The sequence below is a fragment of the Maribacter arcticus genome (assembly GCF_900167935.1).
GTDB classification, from domain to species: Bacteria; Bacteroidota; Bacteroidia; order Flavobacteriales; family Flavobacteriaceae; genus Maribacter; species Maribacter arcticus.
This window is the reverse complement of sequence record NZ_FUYL01000014.1, coordinates 23,992-47,165: the sequence shown is the minus strand read 5'-3', so window position 1 is coordinate 47,165 and position 23,174 is coordinate 23,992. Positions and strand designations below refer to the sequence as shown.

24 protein-coding genes are annotated in these 23,174 nt (G+C 33.0%); 16 read left to right on the top strand and 8 right to left on the bottom strand.

What is annotated here, in order from left to right; genetic code table 11:
* Window positions 1–31: 31 nt before the first annotated feature.
* From B5X55_RS18120 to B5X55_RS18105, 4 genes are read left to right on the top strand one after another with little or no spacing between them, the layout of a single operon-like run.
* The gene (locus tag B5X55_RS18120; RefSeq protein ID WP_079514560.1) at window positions 32–643 is read left to right on the top strand and encodes an LUD domain-containing protein; all 612 of its coding nucleotides are present in this window, start codon (window positions 32–34) and stop codon (window positions 641–643) included.
* A gap of 1 nt (window position 644) precedes the next feature.
* A complete protein-coding gene (locus B5X55_RS18115) occupies window positions 645–1,448 on the top strand; it encodes a phosphatidate cytidylyltransferase (RefSeq protein ID WP_079514559.1) in 804 nt (267 codons plus the stop codon).
* Window positions 1,438–2,121 carry a phosphatidylserine decarboxylase family protein gene (locus tag B5X55_RS18110; protein WP_079514558.1) on the top strand — a complete coding sequence of 228 codons (684 nt, stop codon included), beginning with the start codon at window positions 1,438–1,440 and terminating at the stop codon, window positions 2,119–2,121. Before B5X55_RS18115 ends, B5X55_RS18110 begins: the two co-directional genes overlap by 11 nt.
* The gene (locus tag B5X55_RS18105) at window positions 2,096–2,353 is read left to right on the top strand and encodes an acyl-CoA-binding protein (protein ID WP_079514556.1); all 258 of its coding nucleotides are present in this window, start codon (window positions 2,096–2,098) and stop codon (window positions 2,351–2,353) included. The genes B5X55_RS18110 and B5X55_RS18105 overlap by 26 nt, the downstream gene beginning before the upstream one ends.
* A 2-nt stretch (window positions 2,354–2,355) precedes the next feature.
* Here B5X55_RS18105 and B5X55_RS18100 read toward each other — a convergent pair whose 3' ends face one another.
* Complete coding sequence (locus tag B5X55_RS18100) at window positions 2,356–3,063, bottom strand: response regulator transcription factor (RefSeq protein WP_079514554.1); 708 nt, start codon at window positions 3,061–3,063, stop codon at window positions 2,356–2,358.
* Window positions 3,056–4,327: a sensor histidine kinase gene (locus tag B5X55_RS18095; protein ID WP_079514552.1), complete on the bottom strand. Its 1,272-nt coding sequence runs from the start codon at window positions 4,325–4,327 to the stop codon at window positions 3,056–3,058. The genes B5X55_RS18100 and B5X55_RS18095 overlap by 8 nt, the downstream gene beginning before the upstream one ends.
* A gap of 248 nt (window positions 4,328–4,575) precedes the next feature.
* Here B5X55_RS18095 and B5X55_RS18090 point away from each other — a divergent pair, with 248 nt between their 5' ends.
* Both B5X55_RS18090 and B5X55_RS18085 read left to right on the top strand, forming a co-directional pair.
* Complete coding sequence (locus B5X55_RS18090; RefSeq protein WP_079514550.1) at window positions 4,576–5,721, top strand: transporter; 1,146 nt, start codon at window positions 4,576–4,578, stop codon at window positions 5,719–5,721.
* Window positions 5,722–5,735: 14 nt separating this feature from the next.
* Window positions 5,736–6,212, top strand: coding sequence for a hypothetical protein (locus B5X55_RS18085; protein ID WP_079514548.1), 477 nt, complete (start codon window positions 5,736–5,738; stop codon window positions 6,210–6,212).
* An 11-nt stretch (window positions 6,213–6,223) separates the two neighbouring features.
* On the opposite strand, the gene B5X55_RS18080 is transcribed toward B5X55_RS18085, so the two are convergent.
* The 4 genes from B5X55_RS18080 to B5X55_RS18070 all read right to left on the bottom strand — a co-directional run bounded on the left by B5X55_RS18080 (window position 6,224) and on the right by B5X55_RS18070 (window position 11,122).
* Window positions 6,224–6,988 carry a creatininase family protein gene (locus tag B5X55_RS18080; RefSeq protein ID WP_200811636.1) on the bottom strand — a complete coding sequence of 255 codons (765 nt, stop codon included), beginning with the start codon at window positions 6,986–6,988 and terminating at the stop codon, window positions 6,224–6,226.
* 186 nt (window positions 6,989–7,174) lie between these two features.
* Window positions 7,175–7,342, bottom strand: a complete 168-nt coding sequence (locus B5X55_RS18740; protein WP_027067903.1) for a lmo0937 family membrane protein — start codon at window positions 7,340–7,342, stop codon at window positions 7,175–7,177.
* 139 nt (window positions 7,343–7,481) lie between these two features.
* Window positions 7,482–8,366 carry a dienelactone hydrolase family protein gene (locus B5X55_RS18075; RefSeq protein WP_079514546.1) on the bottom strand — a complete coding sequence of 295 codons (885 nt, stop codon included), beginning with the start codon at window positions 8,364–8,366 and terminating at the stop codon, window positions 7,482–7,484.
* Window positions 8,367–8,491: 125 nt separating this feature from the next.
* The gene (locus B5X55_RS18070; RefSeq protein WP_079514544.1) at window positions 8,492–11,122 is read right to left on the bottom strand and encodes a valine--tRNA ligase; all 2,631 of its coding nucleotides are present in this window, start codon (window positions 11,120–11,122) and stop codon (window positions 8,492–8,494) included.
* 193 nt (window positions 11,123–11,315) lie between these two features.
* Between B5X55_RS18070 and B5X55_RS18065 the strand changes: the two genes are divergently transcribed.
* Window positions 11,316–11,705 (top strand): DUF1573 domain-containing protein, encoded by a 390-nt coding sequence (locus B5X55_RS18065; RefSeq protein WP_079514542.1) that lies wholly within the window; start codon window positions 11,316–11,318, stop codon window positions 11,703–11,705.
* 61 nt (window positions 11,706–11,766) lie between these two features.
* Here the strand turns inward: B5X55_RS18065 and B5X55_RS18060 are convergent, their stop codons facing one another.
* Entirely contained in the window at window positions 11,767–13,098 is a 1,332-nt protein-coding gene (locus B5X55_RS18060; RefSeq protein ID WP_079514540.1) for an aspartyl protease family protein, read from the bottom strand.
* Window positions 13,099–13,245: 147 nt separating this feature from the next.
* Here B5X55_RS18060 and B5X55_RS18055 point away from each other — a divergent pair, with 147 nt between their 5' ends.
* From B5X55_RS18055 to B5X55_RS18015, 9 genes are all read left to right on the top strand, one after another.
* On the top strand, window positions 13,246–14,436 hold the full coding sequence (locus tag B5X55_RS18055) for a pyridoxal phosphate-dependent aminotransferase (protein WP_079514538.1): 1,191 nt from the start codon (window positions 13,246–13,248) through the stop codon (window positions 14,434–14,436).
* The gene (gene murB, locus B5X55_RS18050) at window positions 14,436–15,452 is read left to right on the top strand and encodes a UDP-N-acetylmuramate dehydrogenase (protein WP_079514536.1); all 1,017 of its coding nucleotides are present in this window, start codon (window positions 14,436–14,438) and stop codon (window positions 15,450–15,452) included. The genes B5X55_RS18055 and murB overlap by 1 nt, the downstream gene beginning before the upstream one ends.
* A gap of 206 nt (window positions 15,453–15,658) precedes the next feature.
* A complete protein-coding gene (locus B5X55_RS18045) occupies window positions 15,659–16,222 on the top strand; it encodes an RNA polymerase sigma factor (RefSeq protein WP_079514534.1) in 564 nt (187 codons plus the stop codon).
* Complete coding sequence (locus B5X55_RS18040; RefSeq protein WP_079514532.1) at window positions 16,219–16,977, top strand: anti-sigma factor; 759 nt, start codon at window positions 16,219–16,221, stop codon at window positions 16,975–16,977. Before B5X55_RS18045 ends, B5X55_RS18040 begins: the two co-directional genes overlap by 4 nt.
* Before the next feature lie 73 nt (window positions 16,978–17,050).
* A complete protein-coding gene (locus tag B5X55_RS18035) occupies window positions 17,051–17,254 on the top strand; it encodes a membrane or secreted protein (protein WP_079514530.1) in 204 nt (67 codons plus the stop codon).
* Between the two features lie 44 nt (window positions 17,255–17,298).
* Window positions 17,299–17,856 (top strand): RNA polymerase sigma factor, encoded by a 558-nt coding sequence (locus B5X55_RS18030; protein WP_143814540.1) that lies wholly within the window; start codon window positions 17,299–17,301, stop codon window positions 17,854–17,856.
* A 97-nt stretch (window positions 17,857–17,953) separates the two neighbouring features.
* A complete protein-coding gene (lipA, locus tag B5X55_RS18025) occupies window positions 17,954–18,829 on the top strand; it encodes a lipoyl synthase (RefSeq protein WP_079514526.1) in 876 nt (291 codons plus the stop codon).
* Between the two features lie 102 nt (window positions 18,830–18,931).
* Window positions 18,932–19,942 (top strand): type I glyceraldehyde-3-phosphate dehydrogenase, encoded by a 1,011-nt coding sequence (gap, locus tag B5X55_RS18020; RefSeq protein WP_079514524.1) that lies wholly within the window; start codon window positions 18,932–18,934, stop codon window positions 19,940–19,942.
* Window positions 19,942–22,152, top strand: a complete 2,211-nt coding sequence (locus B5X55_RS18015; protein ID WP_079514522.1) for a hybrid sensor histidine kinase/response regulator — start codon at window positions 19,942–19,944, stop codon at window positions 22,150–22,152. The genes gap and B5X55_RS18015 overlap by 1 nt, the downstream gene beginning before the upstream one ends.
* Here the strand turns inward: B5X55_RS18015 and lpxK are convergent.
* Entirely contained in the window at window positions 22,139–23,140 is a 1,002-nt protein-coding gene (gene lpxK, locus B5X55_RS18010; RefSeq protein ID WP_079514520.1) for a tetraacyldisaccharide 4'-kinase, read from the bottom strand. The genes B5X55_RS18015 and lpxK overlap by 14 nt on opposite strands.
* Between the last annotated feature and the right edge of the window lie 34 nt (window positions 23,141–23,174).

The following is a 23,174-nucleotide window of genomic DNA, read 5'->3' as shown; positions in this document are numbered from 1 at the left end:
ATTTAGATCAGCAATTGTTATAAACATATAAATGGGGCTTTTAGATATTTTATTTGGTGGTGGCAAGAAAAAGGTTTCGAAAGAAACTGCGGAAACGCGAGGCGACCATATGCCAGATTTAAATATTCCTGTTGATGAGAAATTTACAATTCACTTTAAACAAAACGGAGGAAAATTTATTTACTGTACTTCAGATTTAGAAGTGTCTAGGGCATTACAAAATATAATTGATGAGAATAATTGGCAAAGCGAACCTTTTTATGTGTTAAATAAAAGACTCGCAGAAAAATTCGCAAAGGAGCCTATTTCCTTTACAGATAAAGTAAAACAGAGTGAGGTGTTCTTTACTACTTGTGAACATCTCATTGCCCAAAATGGTAGTATTCTCGTTTGTTCTAATCAATTGCATGAGAAAAAAGTAAATGAGCTTCCAAGTAATCTTGTAGTTTTTGCTACCACTAGTCAGTTAGTAGAATCAATTGGTGAAGGCTTAAAGACTATTAAAAAGAAATACGGTCAAAAAATACCGGGTAATATAACTACATTAAAACACTTTAAAGCTACCGCAGAAAACTCAGACGATTTTCTAACTTACGGTAGTAGCACTAAAAATCTTTATCTTTTACTTCTGGAAGATTTATAGTATGAAAGAAATTTTAAGAAGGTCGTTAACAGGGGCTGTCTATATTATTTTATTATTATCAGCAGTTTTCCTTAGCTCCGATGCTTTCGACTTCTTGTTTATGACTTTTGGCTTAGCTTGTTTGTACGAATACAAAAAATTAGTAAGCTTAAGAGGATATCACATTTTCGCTGCATATTTAGCGCTTTGGTGGGCATTTATCTATTTAGTAAAGGATCAGCAATTAGTAAACATTTTAATGGTGATTACAATTATTGTCGATGTTTATCTACTTATTAATCTATTCACTAAAAAGCCTATAAAATTAACTAAGCTAAAGAAGTTTGTAATAGGCCTTTTTTATATTGGAGGCGGTTGTATATTCTTAACCATGATACCATATAAGAATGATGCATTTGCAAAACTTCTTATAATGGGAATATTTATCTTAATATGGGTAAATGATTCTTTTGCATACTTAGTAGGTAAAAGTATAGGTAGAACTAAATTATTTCCATCAGTTTCTCCTAAAAAAACCATTGAAGGAACCGTTGGGGGATTTATATTTGCACTTGGGGCGGCCTATTTAATTGCTACGCAAGAAGAACTAATTAGCCCTGTACAATGGATGATCCTAGCAACTGTAATAGTTATTGCCGGTAGTTTAGGAGATTTAATAGAATCTAAATTTAAAAGAGCGGCAGGTGTTAAAGATAGCGGTGCTATCTTGCCAGGACATGGCGGCATGCTAGACCGTTTAGATAGCTTAGTATTTGCAGCGCCATTTGCATATTTAACTTTAAATATATTTAGTTATGTTTCATAGAGAGGGACAAAAAATTATCTTGTTTTCTTTTTGTTTAGTAGGAATCAGCGTAATCTTAGCTCATTTCTTTATTGACATATCATGGTTAAAATTAACCATTCAGCTAATTGCCTTAGTTGTAATGATAACAATTCTTCAGTTTTTTAGAAACCCTAAAAGAATAACTGTAAAGAATTTCAATGAAATTCTCTCACCCGTAGATGGTAAGGTGGTTGTTATTGAAGAAGTTTTTGAAAAAGAATTTTTTAAAGAGAAAAGAAAACAAGTATCCATTTTCATGTCACCTATAAACGTACATGTTACAAGATACCCAGCTAGTGGTAGTATTACTTTTTCAAAATATCATCCTGGTAAATTTTTAGTCGCTTGGCACCCAAAATCGAGTGAAGAAAATGAAAGAACAACTGTAGTTATCAAGACCCCTAAATTCGGCGAAATATTATACCGCCAAATTGCTGGTGCTATGGCTAGACGAATTGTCAATTATGCTGAAAAAGGTGAAAGCGTACAACAGGGTGACGATGCAGGCTTTATTAAATTTGGTTCTAGAGTTGACTTATTCTTACCTTTAGATTGTCAGATAAATGTAAAACTGAACCAAAAAGTAAAAGGTGCCGATACGTGCATAGCTACTTTTGTTGACCCAAATGAAAAAGAAGAAATCACATACTAAATTTGAAGAGGCAGTAGGTTTTGTAAATAGTTTTACCGAACCTATACCCGCAGATGTGCTTCTTAAACTCTATGCTTATTACAAGATTGCAAACGATAATTTTGACAATCCTGGCAGTAAGACTCCACTTATTAATGCTTTTAAGGCTAATGCCCTATTTCAAGCCAAGAACATGAATAAAAAGCAAGCAATGAAATCTTATATCGAATTGGTTGCAAAAGAATTGAAATAATATTAATTCATTTTTTCTACATGCAATATAAAACCCTGACTGTGCACATTATCTAAACTAATTGCAGTATCCTTTTCTAAATATTTACGAAGGCGTGTTATAAATACATTCAAGCTTTTTTTATTAAAATAATCATTATTTCCCCATAACTTGATTAATATATCTTTATGAGTACATAACCTATTTTGACGTAGCGCTAAATAATGGAGTAATTCACTTTCTTTAGTGGTCAAATGAAATATTTCATCTTTAAACGAAAGCTCTTGGTTCAATGAATTAAAATTAAATTGGCCTAGCTTAAAATGGTAGGTATTTTCTTCAACATTTTTTTCATTATTTAACCGATTCAATAAGTTCTCTATTCTAATTACCAATTCTTCTTCATCAATAGGTTTTTTTAGGTAATCAACAGCACCTAAATAGAACCCTTTAAGCACATCAACTTTTAATGACCGAGCTGATAAAAATAAAAATGGCAAATCAGGAAATCTGTCCTTAATCTGCTCTGCTAGTGAAAAGCCATCCATATCTGGCATGGTAATATCCAATATGGCCAAATCATAATTAGTAGTCTCTAATTTTTTTAATGCACTAATTCCATTTATAAACCAGCTTACTTCAAAATTTTTCATAGAAAGATATTCAGAAAGTAAATACCCTAAATCTGAACTGTCCTCTACTAAAATTATTCTATTTTTCTTCTTATTCATTGTACAGAGGTATTTTTAGAGATACTTTAGACCCTTTACCTTTTTCACTTTCAATTAAAACTTTGCCCTTATGTTTTTCAATAACTTTTTTAACATAGCTCAATCCAAGACCATACCCTTTCACAGATTGAACTTCTGTATCAGTTACCCTATAATACTTTAAGAATATTTTTTTCTTTTCTTCTTCAGATATCCCTTTGCCATTGTCAATAATTTCAATAATAAATTGATTGTTCAAACTATAGGCTTTTAATTTTATAATTGGCCGAGCCGAATATTTCTTTGCGTTATCTAATATATTATTGATTGTATTTTCTAAATGAAAAACCTCAGCTTTTATCCTAAAATTTTCTTGTTGTAAATCATAGATAAATTGAACTTCTTCAATTGCAACTAATGTTGCAAATTCTTCACATAATTTGAACAAATAGGGTCTAAAATCTATAATTTCTAGCTTCAACACATTATTACTAGATTCAAGATTACCTAACTCTAAAACCTTATCTATATGCACAGTTAGTCTTTTAACTTGTTGTCTAATCATACCTAAAATAGGTTTTTGTTCATTTAAGGCAGATTCTTCCAAAATTTTAGTTGCTAGACCTATTGAAAATACAGGAGTTTTTAGCTCATGAGTTAGATTATTTATAAATTCATTGGTTGTTGTAATTACATTTCGTTGCCAATAATATGTTCTTAGAACCCAAATTACCGCAATGCAGATACCTAAAATAAAGAGAATGCTTGGCAATGTGAGTCCGTTCAATTTTGATAAAAAGAAACTGTTTAAATTTTTGAATTGTAATTCTAAAACAACTTTCTTCTCAAATTCTCTGGGCAAGTAACCAATTAGCTCAATAGGGTAAGATTCGACATTATCGTTTATCTCGAATCTTTTAGGAGATTGAAGATAAAAAGATGAGTCTTTTGAGTGTAACGTATAAGTGAAATCAGTATCAATCCCATTAGTAACTAGCTTTTCTGTGATATAGTCATTTAGAAAATATCGAGAAGCCTCCTGTACGCTATCAATTCTATTTGTAAAGTAAGATGTATCTTCTTTTAATGCGTTGCCTATTAAAAAAGTTAATTGATTTTCTGTCTCTAGTCCTTTAGCTATATCACTGCTAACATTACCCAATTTTGTATTAAACTGCAGTTTGGCCAAATTCAAACCAATTCTTAGATATTGATATTGAATAACCGCCAACCCAATAAGAGATACAAAAAATATAGCTATATATATGTTTCTTTTTTTTAACATGGCCCCTAAAGAAACTTAATTAGTTTGGTAAATTAAGCAAACTTAATCTTTCATTAAGTCTATTAACTTTTCATTAAACATTTTTACAAAACGGTTAATCTCAAAGCATGCTTATAACATTAATTTGGTAGGTAGTAATATAATTAAACTTAAGTCATTTAAGTGATTTCAAAACATTTATGAATAATGGTCATCTCTAGTAGCTATGAGTTGGCCTTATTTTATAAAAACACCAAACCAAAACCATCATGATAAACAAACTACCAATACTTTTTTTATTTATTCTTCTTTCAGCTTCGTATATAAAAGCCCAAGGCTGTGTCGCCATTCGACATTTTTCTTCTTGTGTTGGAAATAGTCTAGAGAATAATGTTTTAAATAAAGGTGATGTTCAATTAGGAATTAATTATAGATATTTTAAATCATTCAGACACTTTAGAGGCACAGAAGAGGAACCTGACCGTATTACAAGCAATACTGAAGTGGTTAACAATTCACATAGTACAGACTTCTTTTTAACCTATGGAATTACCGAGAGACTATACAGCAGTATAACCTTACCTACCGTATTTAACTCAAGATCATCATTATATGAACATGGAAGAGAAGAACGAAATACAACCTTTTCTAGGGGTTTAGGAGACATACGCCTTGGGGCAGGATACTGGCTATTTGATCTTGAAAATCATAAAAATGGAAACTTAGCTATTGGCCTAGGGGTTAAACTACCTACTGGAAACTATAATGCTTCTGACATATTTTACAATGTTGGCCCAAATGATGAACCACAAACCAGACCTGTAGACCAATCTATACAACCTGGTGATGGGGGTTTTGGGTTTACTATGGACTTTCAATTATATCAAAAAATAGCCAATGGCCTTTTTAGTTATGCAAGCGGATTTTATCTATTAAATCCAAGGGAGACAAATGGAATCAGAACTTTTAGGGAAACTTTGAGTCCTTTACTTGAAAATGAAGCTATTATGGCCGTTCCTGATCAATATTCAATTAGAACGGGCATAAGTTATAGTATCTCCCCAACTATTTCAAGCTCAATAGGAGCACGATTTGACTGTGTACCAGTTAGAGATTTAATAGGGGGCAATAATGGCTTTAGAAGACCTGGCAGTGTCTTATCTATAGACCCAGGAGTAGGTTACAACAAAAGTAATTTTTCCTTTAATCTAAATATTCCATTTGCCGTTCGAAGAGAACGTCCACAAAGCATTACAGATATACAAACAGAGAATTCTACTGGGTCTTCAAGACATGGAGATGCCGCATTTGCAGATTATGTGATAAATTTTGGAGTTTCTTATCGTATAATTTCAAATAAGGTGAAAATATCACGAGAATTATTGAACGATTTTAAAAGTGGTAATTCTAACTAAATTAAATATTGGAGATGGAAAATCTAGAAAAACGCAAAAACAAAATTATTAGTTTATCAATTGGTTTAGTTTATTTAATTTTTGGATTTTTGAAGCTTTTCCCAGGTACAAGCCCAGCTGAAGAATTAGCAACCAACACAATTCAAGTTCTCACTTTTGGCTTTCTACCATCTTATTTTGGTTTTATAGCTTTAGCTTTATTTGAATCATTTATAGGAATTTGCCTCATTCTAAATTGGCAAAACAAACTAATTATATATGCTGCAATTGCTCACATTACCTGTACGTTTACTCCACTATTTCTATTTCCAGGTCAAATTTTTGGTGAAAACAGATTCATTATCACCTTATTAAGCCAGTATATCTTTAAAAACATTATCATTTTAGGGGCGCTATTTACTTTGAAAATAGATTTAGAATCAAGTAAAAAAAAGTCAATGAAAAGAAAACTATTATCTTTAAATTTATTCAGTGAAAAAATGGGAATTTAGTTAGTTTATAACTATTCGTATAACTCTTTTAAATCTGCTTCACAAAGAGCACAAAACAACTCGTCTAGTTTTATTGTTATATCATTAAAGAAACGCTCTCCTTTTTCTGCCGTGGCAAATTCTGGATTACCAATACCTGTGTCGCTACTTACTTTTGACCATTGTCTTTCTGCCCAAACCCATCCTTCATTAAAAGCCTTAATCTTAAATTTTTTTTCATCACCACTACCCCATTTATCATTCGGCAACACCAAATCTGGTCTTAAATAAAGCATTAGACTTGTTTCCATTTCGTCAGCATGATCACCTTTTTCCTTGAAATACTGAGTTTTATCTAACATTTGTGGAAAAAAACTAAAGCTTATAAACATATCGGGGAACAATAAACCCAACTCTCTTACGATAGGCTTGAAATTATTGCCTCCATGACCATTGAACAATAATAATTTATAAATGCCTTGTCTATTCAAAACAGTTATAATGTCTTTAAGTATCGCCAATTGTGTAGAAGGGTTAAGGTTCATATCAAGATAAATATCTTTCTGTCCAGTATTTACCCCAAAAGGAATTGTTGGTAAAACAATTACCTTTTTTCCCTTCTCCCATGACATCTTGGCTGCCGCTTCTACAAAACTTTGAGCCTGATAATTGTCAGTACCGTATGGCAAATGATAATTATGAGCTTCGGTAGCGCCCCATGGCAACACTGCCAAGTCAAACCGTTCATCTTTTAAACTTTCCCAATTCGTTTCTGCAAGTACATAAGGTCTAATCATAGTATTAAAGATACTATGATTAGACCTTATGTAGCATGTTAAAATACATGCAAAATTAAAATTGCAAATACATTGATGCCAATTTGCTATTTGTAATTATTGAGATATTCATATTAGCGTATAAAAAAACCCCTGAAAAAAATCAAGGGTATATATTTTATTCAATATTGGTCTTGGAAATATAATTTATAAGACCTTCTTACCTGAAATGATATTGTAAAGAATAACTATTACTGCTATTACTAATAAAATATGCACTAAGCTACCAGTTGCAAGACCAGGTACAATACCTAACATACCAAGTAGCCAAATAATAATACATATAACTGCTACTAACCATAAAAGACTTCTCATAATGTGTTGTTTTAGATTGTTTATATGATAAAATTAATAGTATTGTTCGTTTTCGATTAACTCAATTCAAAGTAATAATAACTCAAATTCTGTAATGAATATATAATAGAAATATCAAAAAAAACTCATTATCAATAATTTACATCAAATTTTCTTTAAAAAAATCAATTGTTCGTGACCAAGCTAATTCTGCGGCTTCCTTATCATAACGTGGCGTTGATGTATTGTGAAAACCATGATTAACGTCTGGATAGAAAAATGCAACATGCTTTTTATTATTTTCTTTCAGTGCTTTTTCATATTCGGGCCATCCTGCATTAACGCGTTCGTCTAAACCTGCATATTGCAACATTAAAGGTGCATTTATATTCTTTATATCTTCTGTAGGCTGACCTCCATAGAAGGGTACCGCTGCTGCCAAATCAGGGACTTTAACGGCCATCATGTTAGAAATCCATCCTCCAAAGCAAAAACCTACTACTCCTATTTTACCATTACAATTCTCATTAGTTTTTAAATATTTAAAGGCCGCAATAAAATCTTCAAGCATTTCATTTCTATCACGCTTACTTTGCATTTCTCGACCCTTGTCATCATTACCTGGGTATCCCCCTAAAGGGCTTAATGCATCGGGCGCAATGGTAATAAACCCTGCTAACGCAGCACGCCTAGCCGTATCTTCCACATAAGGGTTTAGACCTCTATTCTCATGCACCACTACAATACCGGGTAATTTACCTTTTGCAGATTTTGGTTTGGACAATAACCCCTTAATATCACCTCCGCCTTTTGGAGAGTTATAAGTTATATATTCAGAATCTAAATCGGGATTAGTTTTTTCCACTAAAAATGTATCCTCATAATTAGGCATCATAAAACTCATAAGCGATGCGACAGTTATACCACCTACAGCATACACCGAAAGTTTTTGAACAAAATCGCGTCTTTCAATTTTATTATGAGCATAAGCATCATACAAATCAAAAACTTCTTGTTTAATATCTTCTTTATGTAGTTTCTTCATTTGCTAAAAGTTTTGTTCTCACCTAAATATACGAAAACTACTGGATTTTAAGTTCACTAAATAACATGAAAAAGCCTCATTCCCAATTAAGTAGAAATGAGGCTTTTTAAATTAAAGTTTAAATGTTATTCTAAACTAGCTAAACTCTTTTCTAAGGTTTCAATCTTAGCTTCTGCATCTGCTAATTTTTGACGCTCTATGGTAATAACCTTTTCAGGTGCATTATTCACAAAACGTTCATTAGAAAGTTTTTTCTGAACTGACATTAAGAAGCCTTTTGTATACTTTAACTCTTCTTTGATTTTCAAAATTTCAGCTTCAATATCTATAGCACCTTCCATAGGTACAAAGTATTCATTACTTTTCACCCTAAATGTCAATGCGCCTTCTAATTGCTCTTTTAAATAAGTAATTTCAGAAACATTGGTCAACTTTGAAATCACAACATCCCAATTATCATCTACCACTTCAGTATTTAACACTGAAAGCTCTAATGACTCTTTCATTGGAATATTTTTATTCTTTCTAATTGTTCTTACTCCAGCAATAACCTCAGCTGCAAACTCGAACTGATCTATTAATTTCTCATCTATTTTACCTGCCGTTGGCCATTTAGAAATCACTAATGCCTCACTCGTATTTCTTTCTGAAATATGCTGCCAAACTTCTTCGGTTAAAAATGGCATGAAGGGATGTAACAATTTCAAATTCTGCTCGAACAAATAAATAACCTTATCAAAAGTTATTTTATCTATCGGCTGTTGGTAGGCAGGTTTAATAATTTCTAACAACCAAGAACTATAATCATCCCAAACCAATTTATAAATAGACATTAAGGCGTCGGAAATACGGAATTTATTAAAATGGTCTTCAATCTCTAATAATGTCTTATTCAATTTTGATTCATACCACAACAAGCCTAGTTTAGATGCTTCTGGTTGAGGAATATCTGCTACCTCCCACCCTTTTAATAATCTAAATCCGTTCCATATTTTATTTGCAAAATTCTTACCCTGTTGACAAAGATCTTCATCAAACATTAAATCATTACCTGCTGCAGAGCTTAACAATAATCCAACACGTACACCATCAGCACCATAATCTTCTATCAGTTTTAATGCATCTGGTGAATTTCCTAATGATTTCGACATTTTTCTACGTTGTTTATCTCTCACTAAACCTGTGAAATAAACATTTTCAAAAGGCTGCTTACCTCTAAACTCATATCCTGCAACAATCATTCTGGCTACCCAGAAAAATAAAATATCCGGACCGGTTACTAAATCATTGGTAGGGTAGTAATAATTCACTTCCTCATTATCTGGCTCTAAAATTCCACCGAAAACACTTATTGGCCATAACCAAGATGAGAACCAAGTATCTAATACATCTGCATCTTGTCTTAAGTCGTTCGCATGTAAATTAGCATTACCAGATTTATTCTTAGCAAGTTCAAGTGCTTCTACTTCATTAGCTGCTACAACAAAATCATCTTGCCCGTCACCAAAATAAAAAGCAGGTATTTGCTGTCCCCACCATAATTGTCTTGAAATATTCCAATCACGAACATTTTCCATCCAATGGCGATATGTATTTTCAAATTTCTTTGGGTACAACTTCACATCACCACTTTCCATAACTGCTTCTAATGCAGGTTTGGCCAAATCTTCCATTTTCAGGAACCATTGATCAGACAGTTTAGGCTCTATTACAGCTTTGGTACGTTCTGATGTTCCTACTTTATTAATATGGGTTTCGGTTTTTACCAAAAATCCCTTTTCCTCTAGTTCTTTAGAAATTTCCTTTCTAACTACGAAACGATCTTTACCTTCATAATGCAAACCAAAGCTATTCAATGACGCATTGTCATTAAATATATCTATAGTTTCTAAATTATGTTTTTCACCAAGAGCCTTGTCATTTATGTCATGTGCTGGGGTCACCTTTAAACACCCTGTACCGAATTCCATATCTACATACTCATCTTCAATTATCGGTATTACCCTATTACAAATTGGTACAATAACCTTCTTGCCTTTTAGATGGATAAATCGGTCATCATTAGGGTTTATACAAATTGCAGTATCTCCCAAAATCGTTTCTGGCCTTGTAGTCGCAATAGTTACCTTTTCGTCAGAACCTTCTATTTGATACGCCAAATAGTATAATAGACCCTGTCTTTCTTCATATATAACTTCTTCATCTGATAATGTGGTCATGGCCTCTGGATCCCAATTCACCATTCGATATCCGCGGTAAATCAATCCTTTATTATATAAATCAATAAATACTTTGATAACACTATCATAGCGCTCTTGATCCATTGTAAAGGCAGTACGGTCCCAATCGCAAGAACAGCCCAGTTTCTTTAACTGCTCTAGAATGATGCCACCGTATTGGTGTGTCCAATCCCAAGCGTGCTTTAAAAACTCATCGCGAGTAAGGTCATTTTTATTTATGCCTTGTTCTTTTAGTTTTGCAACAACTTTAGCTTCTGTAGCTATTGAAGCATGATCAGTACCAGGCACCCAACAGGCATTTTTTCCCAAAAGGCGAGCTCTTCTAATCAATACATCTTGAATGGTATTGTTTAACATGTGGCCCATATGCAATATTCCGGTTACGTTAGGCGGAGGTATTACAATACTATAAGGCTCTCTTTCATCAGGTACAGAATGAAAATAACCGTTTTTCATCCAGTACTCATACCAATGACTTTCTGTGGATCTCGGATTATATTTTGAAGGAATTTCCATATTTGGAACAGTTTTTGAATAATAATAAATTAGGGTTATTAAAAATAAAGCCGAATTGACAATCTAACGGTCATTTCAGCCAATTTTACCCAAACATAAATACGAAACAAAAATAAGTAACGTTAGAGTATAACAAAAGGATTTTGAGGTTGATCTGAAAAGATTTAATTTTGATGTCCACCCTAAATTAAAAATGATGAAAAAAATAGTACTTGTATTATTTATTGGTTTACTAGGATTAAGCTTAACTGCACAAGATACAGCAGCTAAAATAGAATTTAAATCAGAGACAGTTGATTATGGCGAAATCGCCAAAGGTTCAGATGGAATAAGGGTTTTTGAATTTACTAATACTGGAACAGCTCCACTTATTATAAGTAAAGTTAGTTCTAGTTGTGGTTGTACAATTCCAAAAAAACCAGAAGATCCAATTTTACCAGGAAAAACAGGTGAAATTCAAGTTAAGTATGATACAAACAGAGTTGGTCCTATTCGTAAAGCAATCACAGTAATATCTAATGCCGATACTCCCACTAAGGTTTTAAAAATCAAAGGAGAAGTTTTAGCAACTGGTACCAAATAAAAATTTGGTTATAATATTTGAAAGCCTAACTTTAAAGTTGGGCTTTTTTTATGTCATATTTTTACTCAAACAGTGGTTTCAATACAAAACTGAATAACAAATCATTATTATAACGTTCTACCAATACTTTCACTTTTTTGTCTTTATTATCATTTAGCATACTCATAATTTCTTGCATTTTATACCGATGAATAGGTTTACCATTGACCGCTAAAATAACATCACCTTCCTGCAAACCAGCTGAATGCGCCGGACTACCTTGTCGTATTCCTGACACGATTATCTCTGGCACCACACTAAGTCTTGTTGCTCCTTGAAGAACCATTTGTATATCACCATATGTTTTATGGTCGCTATACACTATTCCATTACGATCAGCTATTCTTTCGGATACATAGCGTATGCCTGCATGCTGCAAGTTTATTCCACTGATATTGTATTGAAACATTTTATTAAAATTAGAATTCTTCTTCAAGACCACTTTTCGGTTTGCATAATCAAAAACTAAATTAAATCGCTTCAAAACTTCGCCACCTAAACTTCCATTTCTACCCCCAAAATCCATTATGGTATTAAAAGTTTCCATATCAGGAAAAGCTGCCTTGGCATCTTTCAAAATATAATCTGAAATTTTCAAATGATGAATTTTAGTTCGTTTTCCATATATATCACCTGCGAGCCCCTTACCTAAAAAATCTTCGTAATACTTTTGTGGTATTTGCAGACGATCATCCTCAAATAACCACACGGCATCACTACTGCCGGTATCCATTAACAATCTAACAGGAACTTCTTCTGTACCCTTAACCAAAACACTGGCATTCAAATATGCCTTCTTTCGTATAACGGACATATCTAATACTCGAGACTTTTTAGATATCCTATGTTTATATGTATCAGGATTATAAAATTTAATCGCCTTGTTCGTGTAATTAATGTCAACAACAAAATCACGAAATAGCTCATAGCCAATTATACCATGCACAGGCACACCCAAATCTGGAGAAAAATTAATACCAGCATCCATTACCACATAAATATCTTGCGATACATTCTTAACACTACCAAGCTTTACAAAATTACCAGTAGATTTAAGTGCATTTATAGGGTCTCCTTTTCCGAGTCCATTTATCGTTATTTCAGTTACACTATTAAGTTGAATGGAATCTTGATCAGATAAATTGAATAAAATAGGAGTACCAACACCAGAATCTAATACAAACGACAGCTCGGTACCGTTCACCTCTACTGGTATAATCATCAAGTTATTGATGAGCTCAAACTTTACTTTGTGAAATTTCTTACCAGCTGGCAATTGATACGTTTGTGCTATTCCCGAAAAGGAAAAACACACAGTCAAAATAGCAAAAAAGATTTTTAACCTTCGTAACATAATCGTTATGAATTAGTTATCCTCTTAAAGTTACCCAATTTAGGATTACAAAAAATAATTTTAACACTATGTAGAAAAATCAAATAAAACCTAATATTATTGTAAGAACCATAATCATTTATCACTTTTGTGTAAAATAAATTGATTATGCCATCTGTTTCTAATAAAGGGCTTTCTATGCCCCAATCACCTATACGTAAATTAGTTCCGTTTGCTGAAAATGCAAAAAAGAAAGGGGTTAAGGTTATTCATCTTAATATAGGTCAACCAGACATTAAAACACCACAGCAAGCTTTAGATGCGGTTAAGAACAATACCATAAACGTTTTAGAATATAGCCGTACAGAAGGTTCTGAAGAATTTAGAACCAAAATTGCACAATACTATGTGAAGAATAATATTCCGGTAAGCGCGTCTGATATTATTGTAACCACTGGTGGGTCTGAAGCACTAGCATTTGCTATGAATACTGTTGCCGATACAGATGACGAAATTATTATCCCTGAACCATTTTACGCCAATTATAATGGATTCGCCACAGCTTGTGGAGTTAAAGTAGTACCTGTTGTTTCAAAGCTGGAAGATAACTTTGCCCTACCTCCAATTGAAGATTTTGAAAAATTGATTACCCCAAGAACTAAAGCTATCTTAATATGCAATCCTGGTAATCCTACGGGGTATCTTTATAGCAAAGAAGAGATTCAAAAATTAGCATCCTTAGTTAAAAAGCATAATATCTTTCTTATTGCCGACGAGGTGTATAGAGAGTTTACATATGATAACAAAGTTCACGCTTCTATATTAAAAGAAAACGGATTAGATGACCATGCAATTATTATCGATTCAGTTTCAAAAAGATACAGCATGTGCGGCGCTAGAATTGGTTTTCTAGTTTCTAAAAACAAAGAGTTTATTGCAACGGCACTTAAATTCGCACAAGCTAGACTTTCACCACCCACGTATGCCCAAATTGCAAGCGAAGCTGCCTTAGATACTCCGGATAGTTATTTTGAAGAAGTGAAAACAGAATATGTTGCAAGAAGAAATATACTAATTGCAGAACTTGAAAAAATTAAAGGAATAAAAATTGCCAGACCTCAAGGTGCTTTCTATTGTATTGCAGAATTACCTATTAAAGATGCAGATCATTTTGCTCAATGGCTTTTAGAAGATTTTAGAGTAGATAATGAAACTGTTATGGTTGCACCAGCAGCTGGATTTTATGCTACAGAAGGGCTCGGCAAGAACCAAATTAGAATTGCTTATGTACTTGACCAAGATAGCCTTAAAAGAGCAGTGCATATTTTAGGTGAAGCTCTTAAAAGCTATAACGGTTAATGATAATACACGAAAACTTTTCATTAAAGAACTACAATACTTTTAGTATAGATGCCAAGGCACGATATTTTGTGGAAGCTAATTCTGTTAAGGAACTTCAAGAAATACTTGGCAACAATGATTATCCTAGAAAAATATTGATAGGTGGTGGTAGTAATATGCTACTCACAAATGATATAGATGCTTTATTTATACATGTAAATCTTAAAGGAAAGTGGATTGTAAATGAATCTGATGACACTGTAAGCGTTAAAGTAATGGCTGGTGAGAATTGGCACGAAATGGTACTTTGGACACTTGAAAATAACTATGGAGGTCTAGAAAACATGTCTCTCATTCCAGGGAATACTGGCAGTGCACCCATACAGAACATTGGCGCTTATGGCGTAGAATTAAAAGATAGCTTTGTAAGCTGTGAAGCAATTAGAATTGAAGACCTGCAATTGATAACACTTACTAAAGAAGAATGTAAATTTGGGTATAGAGATTCTTACTTTAAAAATGAAGGTAAAAATAAATTTGTAATTACCTCAGTTACTTTTTCATTAACAAAGAATAATCATAAAATAAATTCTGGTTACGGTGCTATAGAAGAGCAATTAGAGCGCGATGCAATTAAAAACCCTACCATAAAGGATATTTCTAACGCTATAATTGCCATACGACAAAGTAAATTGCCCGATCCCAAAGTATTAGGTAATAGTGGTAGTTTTTTTAAAAACCCCATGGTTTCAACAGAAGTTTTTAATGAGTTTATCAGCAAGCATCCTGAAGCTCCTTTTTATAAAATTTCTGATTTAATATATAAAATTCCTGCTGGTTGGTTAATTGAAAAATGTGGGTTTAAAGGAAAAAGATTTGGTGATGCTGGTGTACACCAACATCAGGCATTAGTACTTGTAAATTATGACAATGCTACAGGAAAAGAAATTTTAGCACTTGCTTCAAAAATTATTGAAGAGGTCCAAAATGAATTTAATATTACAATTAGTCCTGAGGTTAATATAATAAAATAACCCCTGTAAAATAAATTACAAGGGTTATTACCAAACCAAACCAACCAAAAACAAAGTGGGCAGTTACCAGCCGACCACTTATTCAATATATATTTTTAGATAACGCATCATTAACAATCAATTTTATAATTTAGCGTTTAAGCATATACGATTCAATCTTAGTATTTGGATGTCCATTTAAAAAAAATATGTACATCTTTTAAATTATGAGCACTCTATTAGAAAATCATATTGTGGAATTATTACAAGAGCGAAACGAAAAAGCGATTTCACTTCTGTATGATAATTATGCCGACACCTTATTAGGAGTCGCCAATAAAATTGTACGCGATCCAGAATTGGCCCAAGATGTTGTTCAAGAATCTTTTGTGAAAATTTGGAAAAAAGCTGACACATATGACCCTAAGAAAGCAAAACTTTTTACATGGCTTTTTAGGATTACCCGTAATACAGCAATTGACAAGTTAAGAAGTGTAAACACAAAATCTGATAAGGAAATCCAAATAGATGTTTCTGACGTATATACATTAGGCGTAGAAAGTACAAGGCCAGAGTTAATGGATGTGAAAGAGCACCTTAGCAAAATTGAGGATAAATATCAGATTGTTCTAGAAGCTCTTTTCTTTCAAGGCATGACCCAACAAGAAGCAAGTGATGAGTTGGACATTCCTTTAGGAACCATTAAGTCTAGATTAAAAATAGGTTTGCGCGAATTAGGTAAAATCTATGGTCCTGCTCTTATAGCTATGATGTTAAATATTGTATTATGAAAGACAAAATAAAAATTTTTCTAGATTCTGATTTATTAGAAAAATATCTTTTAGGAGCTACTACCGATTTAGAAGCTATGCAAGTTGAGCGATATATTGCTATGTATCCTGAAGTACGGGATACTTATAATGAATTGCAAGATAACCTTGAGATTTTTGCAAAATTACACGCTATCGAAGCACCACAGGGGCTAAAGGATAAAATTCAATCAAGGTTAAAAGCTGAGCGAAGTGGAAGAAAAAAATTCTTCAGGTATGCTATCGCGGCAAGTATTACTGCAATCATGTTTGCAGGAATTTCAACTTTCTTCTGGAATCAAAATCAAAGTTTACAACAAGAGAACAGCGTGGTTAGCAATAAGATAAAGTTGCTTGAAGAAAACATGAAAGAACAGTTGGAAGATGTACGTAACCAGTTTATCGTACTAAACAACCCACAAACAAAAAAGTATAATGTTAGAGGTAATCAAAAAGCAAAAGACCTAAAAGCTGTTGCTTATATAAATCCTGTGAAAAAATTGTCTTATATAAATGTGAGCAAATTACCTCACATTCCAGAAAGTCAATGTTTTCAAATGTGGGCTGAGGTTAATGGCAAAATGATTAACCTAGGTATCATTGAAGAGGCTGGCAATCAGCAAAAATTAATGGCATTACCTTATGCCGAAAATGCTGTTGGCTATATTACCATTGAACAGAAAGGTGGTAATCACGCTCCTAGCGTCGAAAACATTGTAGCGAATATAGCTTACTAACATTACAAATATAAAGTATTCTTAAAGCCCCTATTTTGGGGCTTTATTTTTTATCTTTGTTTAAAATTAGCTTATGAAACTATTATTTTTAACCATCGGTTTATTAGCATTGGCTTTTGCAGGTATCGCAATTAAAATTTGGTCTAAAAAAGACGGAGAATTTGCTGGAACTTGTGCGAGTCAGAGTCCATTTTTAAATCAAGACGGACAAGCATGTGGTATGTGCGGTAAATTACCAGCCGAACAAGATTGCAAAAAAGATATAATTTCTGAATAAGGTAAATTCATTCTTATAGAACTTACCTATCCCAAAATCATTTTTTGAACAACGTAGACAATTTAGAAGAAACAATACAAAAGGCGAAAGAAGGCAACCAAATTGCTTTCAGTCGATTATTGGATATGTTTTGGAACGATGTTTATGGTTTTCAATTAAAACGTACCCAAAACGAAAATGACTCAGAGGATATTACCATACAAACATTCTCTAAAGCTTTTGATAAAATACACACCTATAATGACTCCTATGTTTTCAAAACGTGGTTAATCACCATTTCTAAGAACATACACATAGACTTGGTTCGCAAGCGTAAAAAGAGCCTGTTAGACTCTCGAAGCAGTGCCGAAGCAATAACCAGCGCATTAGATGTAACACCATCTATGGAAGATCAGTTGATACAAGAACAGAATTTAGCCGATTTATTAAGAGACATTAAGAAATTAAAACCTCACTACCAAACAGTCATAAACCTAAGGTACTTCAATGAATTAAGCTATGCGGATATAGCAGCTAATTTAAATGAACCTATGAACAGCGTTAAAGTAAAGCTACTTAGGGCTAAAAAACTGCTTTCTGAAATCATTAAAGCAAGGAAGTAAGCTTCTATATTTTTAAATTTTAAAAGCCTATTGTTTCGTAGGTAATTCTACTTTATAGACACTTATTAAGTTCGTATATTTGTATCAAAATATTTGCATGTCTACAGTCTTAAATGAAAATGTTGCTCCACCTAAAGGTAAACCGAAATGGCTTCGGGTTAAATTACCAACAGGTAAAAAATACACACAACTAAGAGGCTTGGTTGACAAGTACGATCTTCATACAATCTGCACTAGTGGTAGTTGCCCAAATATGGGAGAATGTTGGGGCGAAGGAACTGCTACTTTCATGATATTAGGAAATGTTTGCACAAGGTCATGTGGTTTTTGTGGAGTAAAAACTGGCAGACCGGAAAATGTTGATTGGGCAGAACCAGAAAAAGTGGCACGTTCAATTAAGATAATGGGTATTAAACATGCTGTTGTTACTTCTGTAGATAGAGATGACCTTAAAGACATGGGCTCGATTATTTGGGCCGAAACGGTAAAGGCTATTCGTAGAATGAACCCAACCACTACTTTAGAAACCTTAATTCCTGATTTTCAAGGAATCGAAAAGCATTTGGATAGAATAATAGATGTTGCTCCAGAAGTGGTTTCTCATAACATGGAAACGGTTAAAAGATTAACTAGAGAAGTACGTATACAAGCAAAATACGAACGTAGTCTTGAGGTCCTTAACTATTTAAAAAAGCAAGGTATTAATAGAACTAAATCTGGAATCATGCTAGGTCTTGGGGAGCATGAAGATGAGGTAATTACTACTTTGGCCGATTTAAGAAGCGTAAATGTCGATGTAGTTACTATAGGCCAGTACCTTCAGCCTTCTAAAAAGCATCTTCCTGTAAAGGAATTTATCACTCCAGAGCAATTTAAAAAATATGAGGAAATTGGCTTAGAAATGGGTTTCAGACATGTGGAAAGTGGTGCATTGGTGAGATCATCTTATAAAGCACATAAACACATTCTTTAATTCGTACGACCATCAACTAGAATTGTTTTACATAGTTGTTGTTTTTATTACTAGTTCACTTTTTTAATCGTTCTATAATATATTCACCACCAACGTTAACCAATGCAAAAAATAAATATTGGCATTAATGGTTTTGGAAGAATAGGAAGAACCCTATTCCGCCTATTGCAGCAACAAGAACATTTAAATGTAGTTGCCATTAATGATTTAGCAGATACAAGAACACTTTCACATTTATTAAAATACGATAGTATACACGGCACATCACCCCATATAATTGGGCATGACGAAAAACATATTATAGTTAATGGCAAGAAAATTCTGCTATCGAACGAAACCCATCCTTCAAAAATAAACTGGTCTTCTACCAATGTTGACTTGGTTGTAGAATGCACGGGCAAGTTCAAGGACCGAGAATCATTATCTTTTCATATTGCAAATGGGGCAAAAAAAGTTATTCTATCAGTGCCGCCTACTGAAGATGACATAAAAATGATTGTCTTCGGCATAAATGAAGGTACTTTGAACTCCAATGACGATATCATTTCAAACGCATCATGCACCACAAATAATGCAGCACCTATGATTAAGGTGATAAATGACCTTTGTGGCATTAAACAAGCATACATCACTACTATACACTCCTACACCACAGATCAAAGCTTACATGACCAACCCCATCGAGATTTAAGAAGGGCTCGAGCAGCATCACAATCTATTGTACCCACGACAACTGGTGCCGCAAAAGCTTTGACGAGAATATTTCCCGAACTAGCTGATTCTATTGGTGGTTGTGGTATTAGAGTACCAGTACCAAATGGGTCTTTAACCGATATTACTTTAAATGTGAAAAGGACTACAACTATTGAAGAAATAAACGATACATTTGAAAAAGCATCGAAAAACCAATTCAAAAATATATTGTGCTTCACCGATGATCCAATAGTTTCTATAGATATAAACAATAGTTGCTATTCTTGTACGTTTGATTCTTTAATGACCTCTGTAATAGGAAAAATGGTGAAGATTATTGGTTGGTACGATAACGAAACCGGTTATAGCAGTAGAATCATTGATTTGATGAACTACATGAACAGTAAAAATTATATTTGATGCTATTATTCTTAAATAAAGCAATTAAAATCTTTTTAGTCCCAATTTTTATTTTGGCGACTACCACTTGTTTATTTTCACAAGATTCGGTAAGCTCTAATGACATTCAATCTTATTTTAACCAAGCGAGAAAATTTAAGAATCAAGATAAAATAGATTTAGCCCTTGAAACTTTAAACACCGCTGCTAATGAGGCTGAAAAAAAAGAAGATATCAAAGCATTAATCGATAGTCTTCATGAGCTGGCATTGTTATCTCTAAAAATTGACAAAGAAGGAGATACAGAATTCTATTGGGATCAAGCCAGTGTTTTATTGAAAGATATCGCATACCCATATGCAGATGCGATGCACAAATATATTAAAGCAATTCTCTTGCATCGAAGCAATCAGAATTTCCAATCATTGTTTATGCTGAACGATGCTAAACAACTAAATAATGACAGAAATTTTTACAACAATCTATTATTGACAGAGGCTAGAGTTTATATTAGTTTAGAAAAATATGATAGTGCTACAAAAAACCTAAACTCCCTTATTGTAAATACAGATATTCATGAAAAAGAATATCTCACTACTCAAGCATATTTAACTCTGGCAGAGTTAAATTTAAGAACTGACAATTTAGCCGAGTCAGCCAAAAATGGAGAAAATGCATTAGTCGTAGCACAGACCAATGGCTTTTTAGAAGATATTAAAACAGCTAATGCTTTATTAACCACTGTTTATGAAAGATTAGGTTTGTATCAGAAATCTTTAGTCAACAGTCAAAATCTACTTCAGCTAAAAGACTCAATCTTCAACATAGAAAAAAATAAAATTGAAGCTAAAACTGCCGATAAAATAAAAGATGATTATAAGACTGAAGAAATAGCAAGGCAACAGAAAAAAATTGAAGAGCTAACAGAATCACAAAATAGATCTGAACTTACAGCAATTTTAGCCTCGGCATTTTTAATTATTATCTCACTTTTGGCAGTTACCTTATATCGTAACAATCAAATCAAATTTAAAACGAACGATTTACTACAAACCAAGAATAAAGAATTACAAATAGCACGAGATGGCGCGGTACAAGCTATGGAAGCGAAGACAAACTTCCTTTCAACTGTTAGTCATGAACTCAGAACTCCATTATATGCAGTTACAGGCTTAACTCATCTTCTTTTAGAAGAGGAGCCACAAGAACATCAAAAGGAGCATTTAAAGGCATTAAAATTCTCTGGTGATTATTTATTGAATTTTATAAATGATATACTTCATATTAATAAAATTGACGCCAATAAATTAGAACCTCTTAATATGGAGTTTAACTTAAACAAGGTTATTCATGAGGTTATTAATTCATTGACTCAAAGTGCTAAAGCAAATAATACCAAATTGATTCTGGAGTACGATTCTGAAATACCTAGCCATTTATTAAGTGATCCATTAAAACTTTCTCAAATTTTCATGAACCTGATCGGTAACTCCATCAAGTTCACTAAAGGTGGTGAAGTAAAAGTTATTGCCAAACTACTTAATAAAGTTGAAGATGATGTAACTATTTATTTTGAAGTTAGCGATAATGGTATTGGTATTTCAAAAGAAAAACAAAAAAGTATTTTCGAAGGATTTGAACAAGGTTCTATTCAAATAAACCGTGAGTATGGTGGAACTGGCTTAGGACTTACTATTGTAAAAAGTCTTTTAGGATTGTTTAAAAGTAAAATAGAACTTGAGAGCACATTAGGCGAAGGAAGTTCTTTCTTCTTTGAAATTGAAATGAAAAGTCTAGATGATATTCCGGAAGATTTTTCGTTCGAAATAACACCGCGCGATTACGATTTTAAAAATCTTCACTTATTGATTGTTGAGGATAATAAAATCAATCAAGTAATCACTAAAAAAATGCTATCTAAAAAGGAAATGACGAGTGACATTGCCAACAATGGTCATGAAGCTATTACTTTAGCCCAAGAAAATGTATACGATGCCATTCTTATGGATATTCATATGCCTGGTATTAGTGGCGAAGAGGCTACAATTGAAATTAGAAAATTCAACCAAGACATACCGATTATTGCATTAACAGCAATTTCACTAGACGACAGTTTAGAGAGTTTTTATGCGGCCGGCTGTAATGATGTAGTCACCAAACCTTTTAAACCAGATGTATTTTATCAAAAAATAGGTGAGAATATTTTTGACAAAAAACCTAAGAATTCGTAGTCATAAATTGTTTTAATTCTTCTTCAAGTACCTCCTTATCATTCCCAATAAATTGGTGAGAAACTTCAATATAGTGTAAGTTGGTAAGTCTAGATTTCAACCGTACATAATCCTTTTCAGTAGTAAGAATACATTCTTTTCCCTTTAATACATTAATTTCCTGTTCGGTAAAAAAATGGTGATCATTAAATTTCATATGATCAAATGTGAGACCCTCTTCTAATAAAAAATCTACCAATGGAACAGGATTTGCAATACCGGTAACTAAGGTCACTTTTTTATCTTTAAGCACAGCAAGATTTACACTAACTCCCTTCAAGTCTTTATTATAAGACAAGCAGCTAAAGAGTATTTTTTGATGCTCCTTAAGATTGATTCTATTTACTATTTCATTTCTTTCTAATATCGATAAATTCTTAGGGCATTTGGTAACTACAATAGTATTTGCCCTCCGTGCCTCCCTCTTAGAATCTCTTAAATCTCCGGTCGGTAAATACCAATCATTCACATACATATTATTGTAGGCCGTTAATAGGATTGAGTATCCTGGCCTTACTTTTCGATGTTGAAAAGCGTCATCTAATAAAATAACATCGGGCTTAACTATCTGTTCTAATTGTGTGATACCGTTACTTCTATCAGCATCTACAGCTACCACTACTTTTGGAAATTTAGATTTTAACTGAAACGGTTCATCCCCTAAGTCTTCAACACTAGTTTTATCGGTGGAAAGCAAAAATCCATTAGATTTTCTCTTGTACCCCCTACTCAAAATTGCCAATTGATAATCATGATGAAGTGACTTTACCAATAACTCTATCATGGGAGTTTTACCGGTTCCACCAACACTTAAATTACCAACACAAATTGTTCTTGTGTTAAATGATTTTGAAGAAAAAATTCCTATATCGTAACAACGGTTTCTCAAAAACACTATTAAACCGTATACTAATGAAATAGGAAAAAGAAGTTTTCGTAACACCTGCATCAGTACGAAATTATAATAATTTATCTTTGAATAC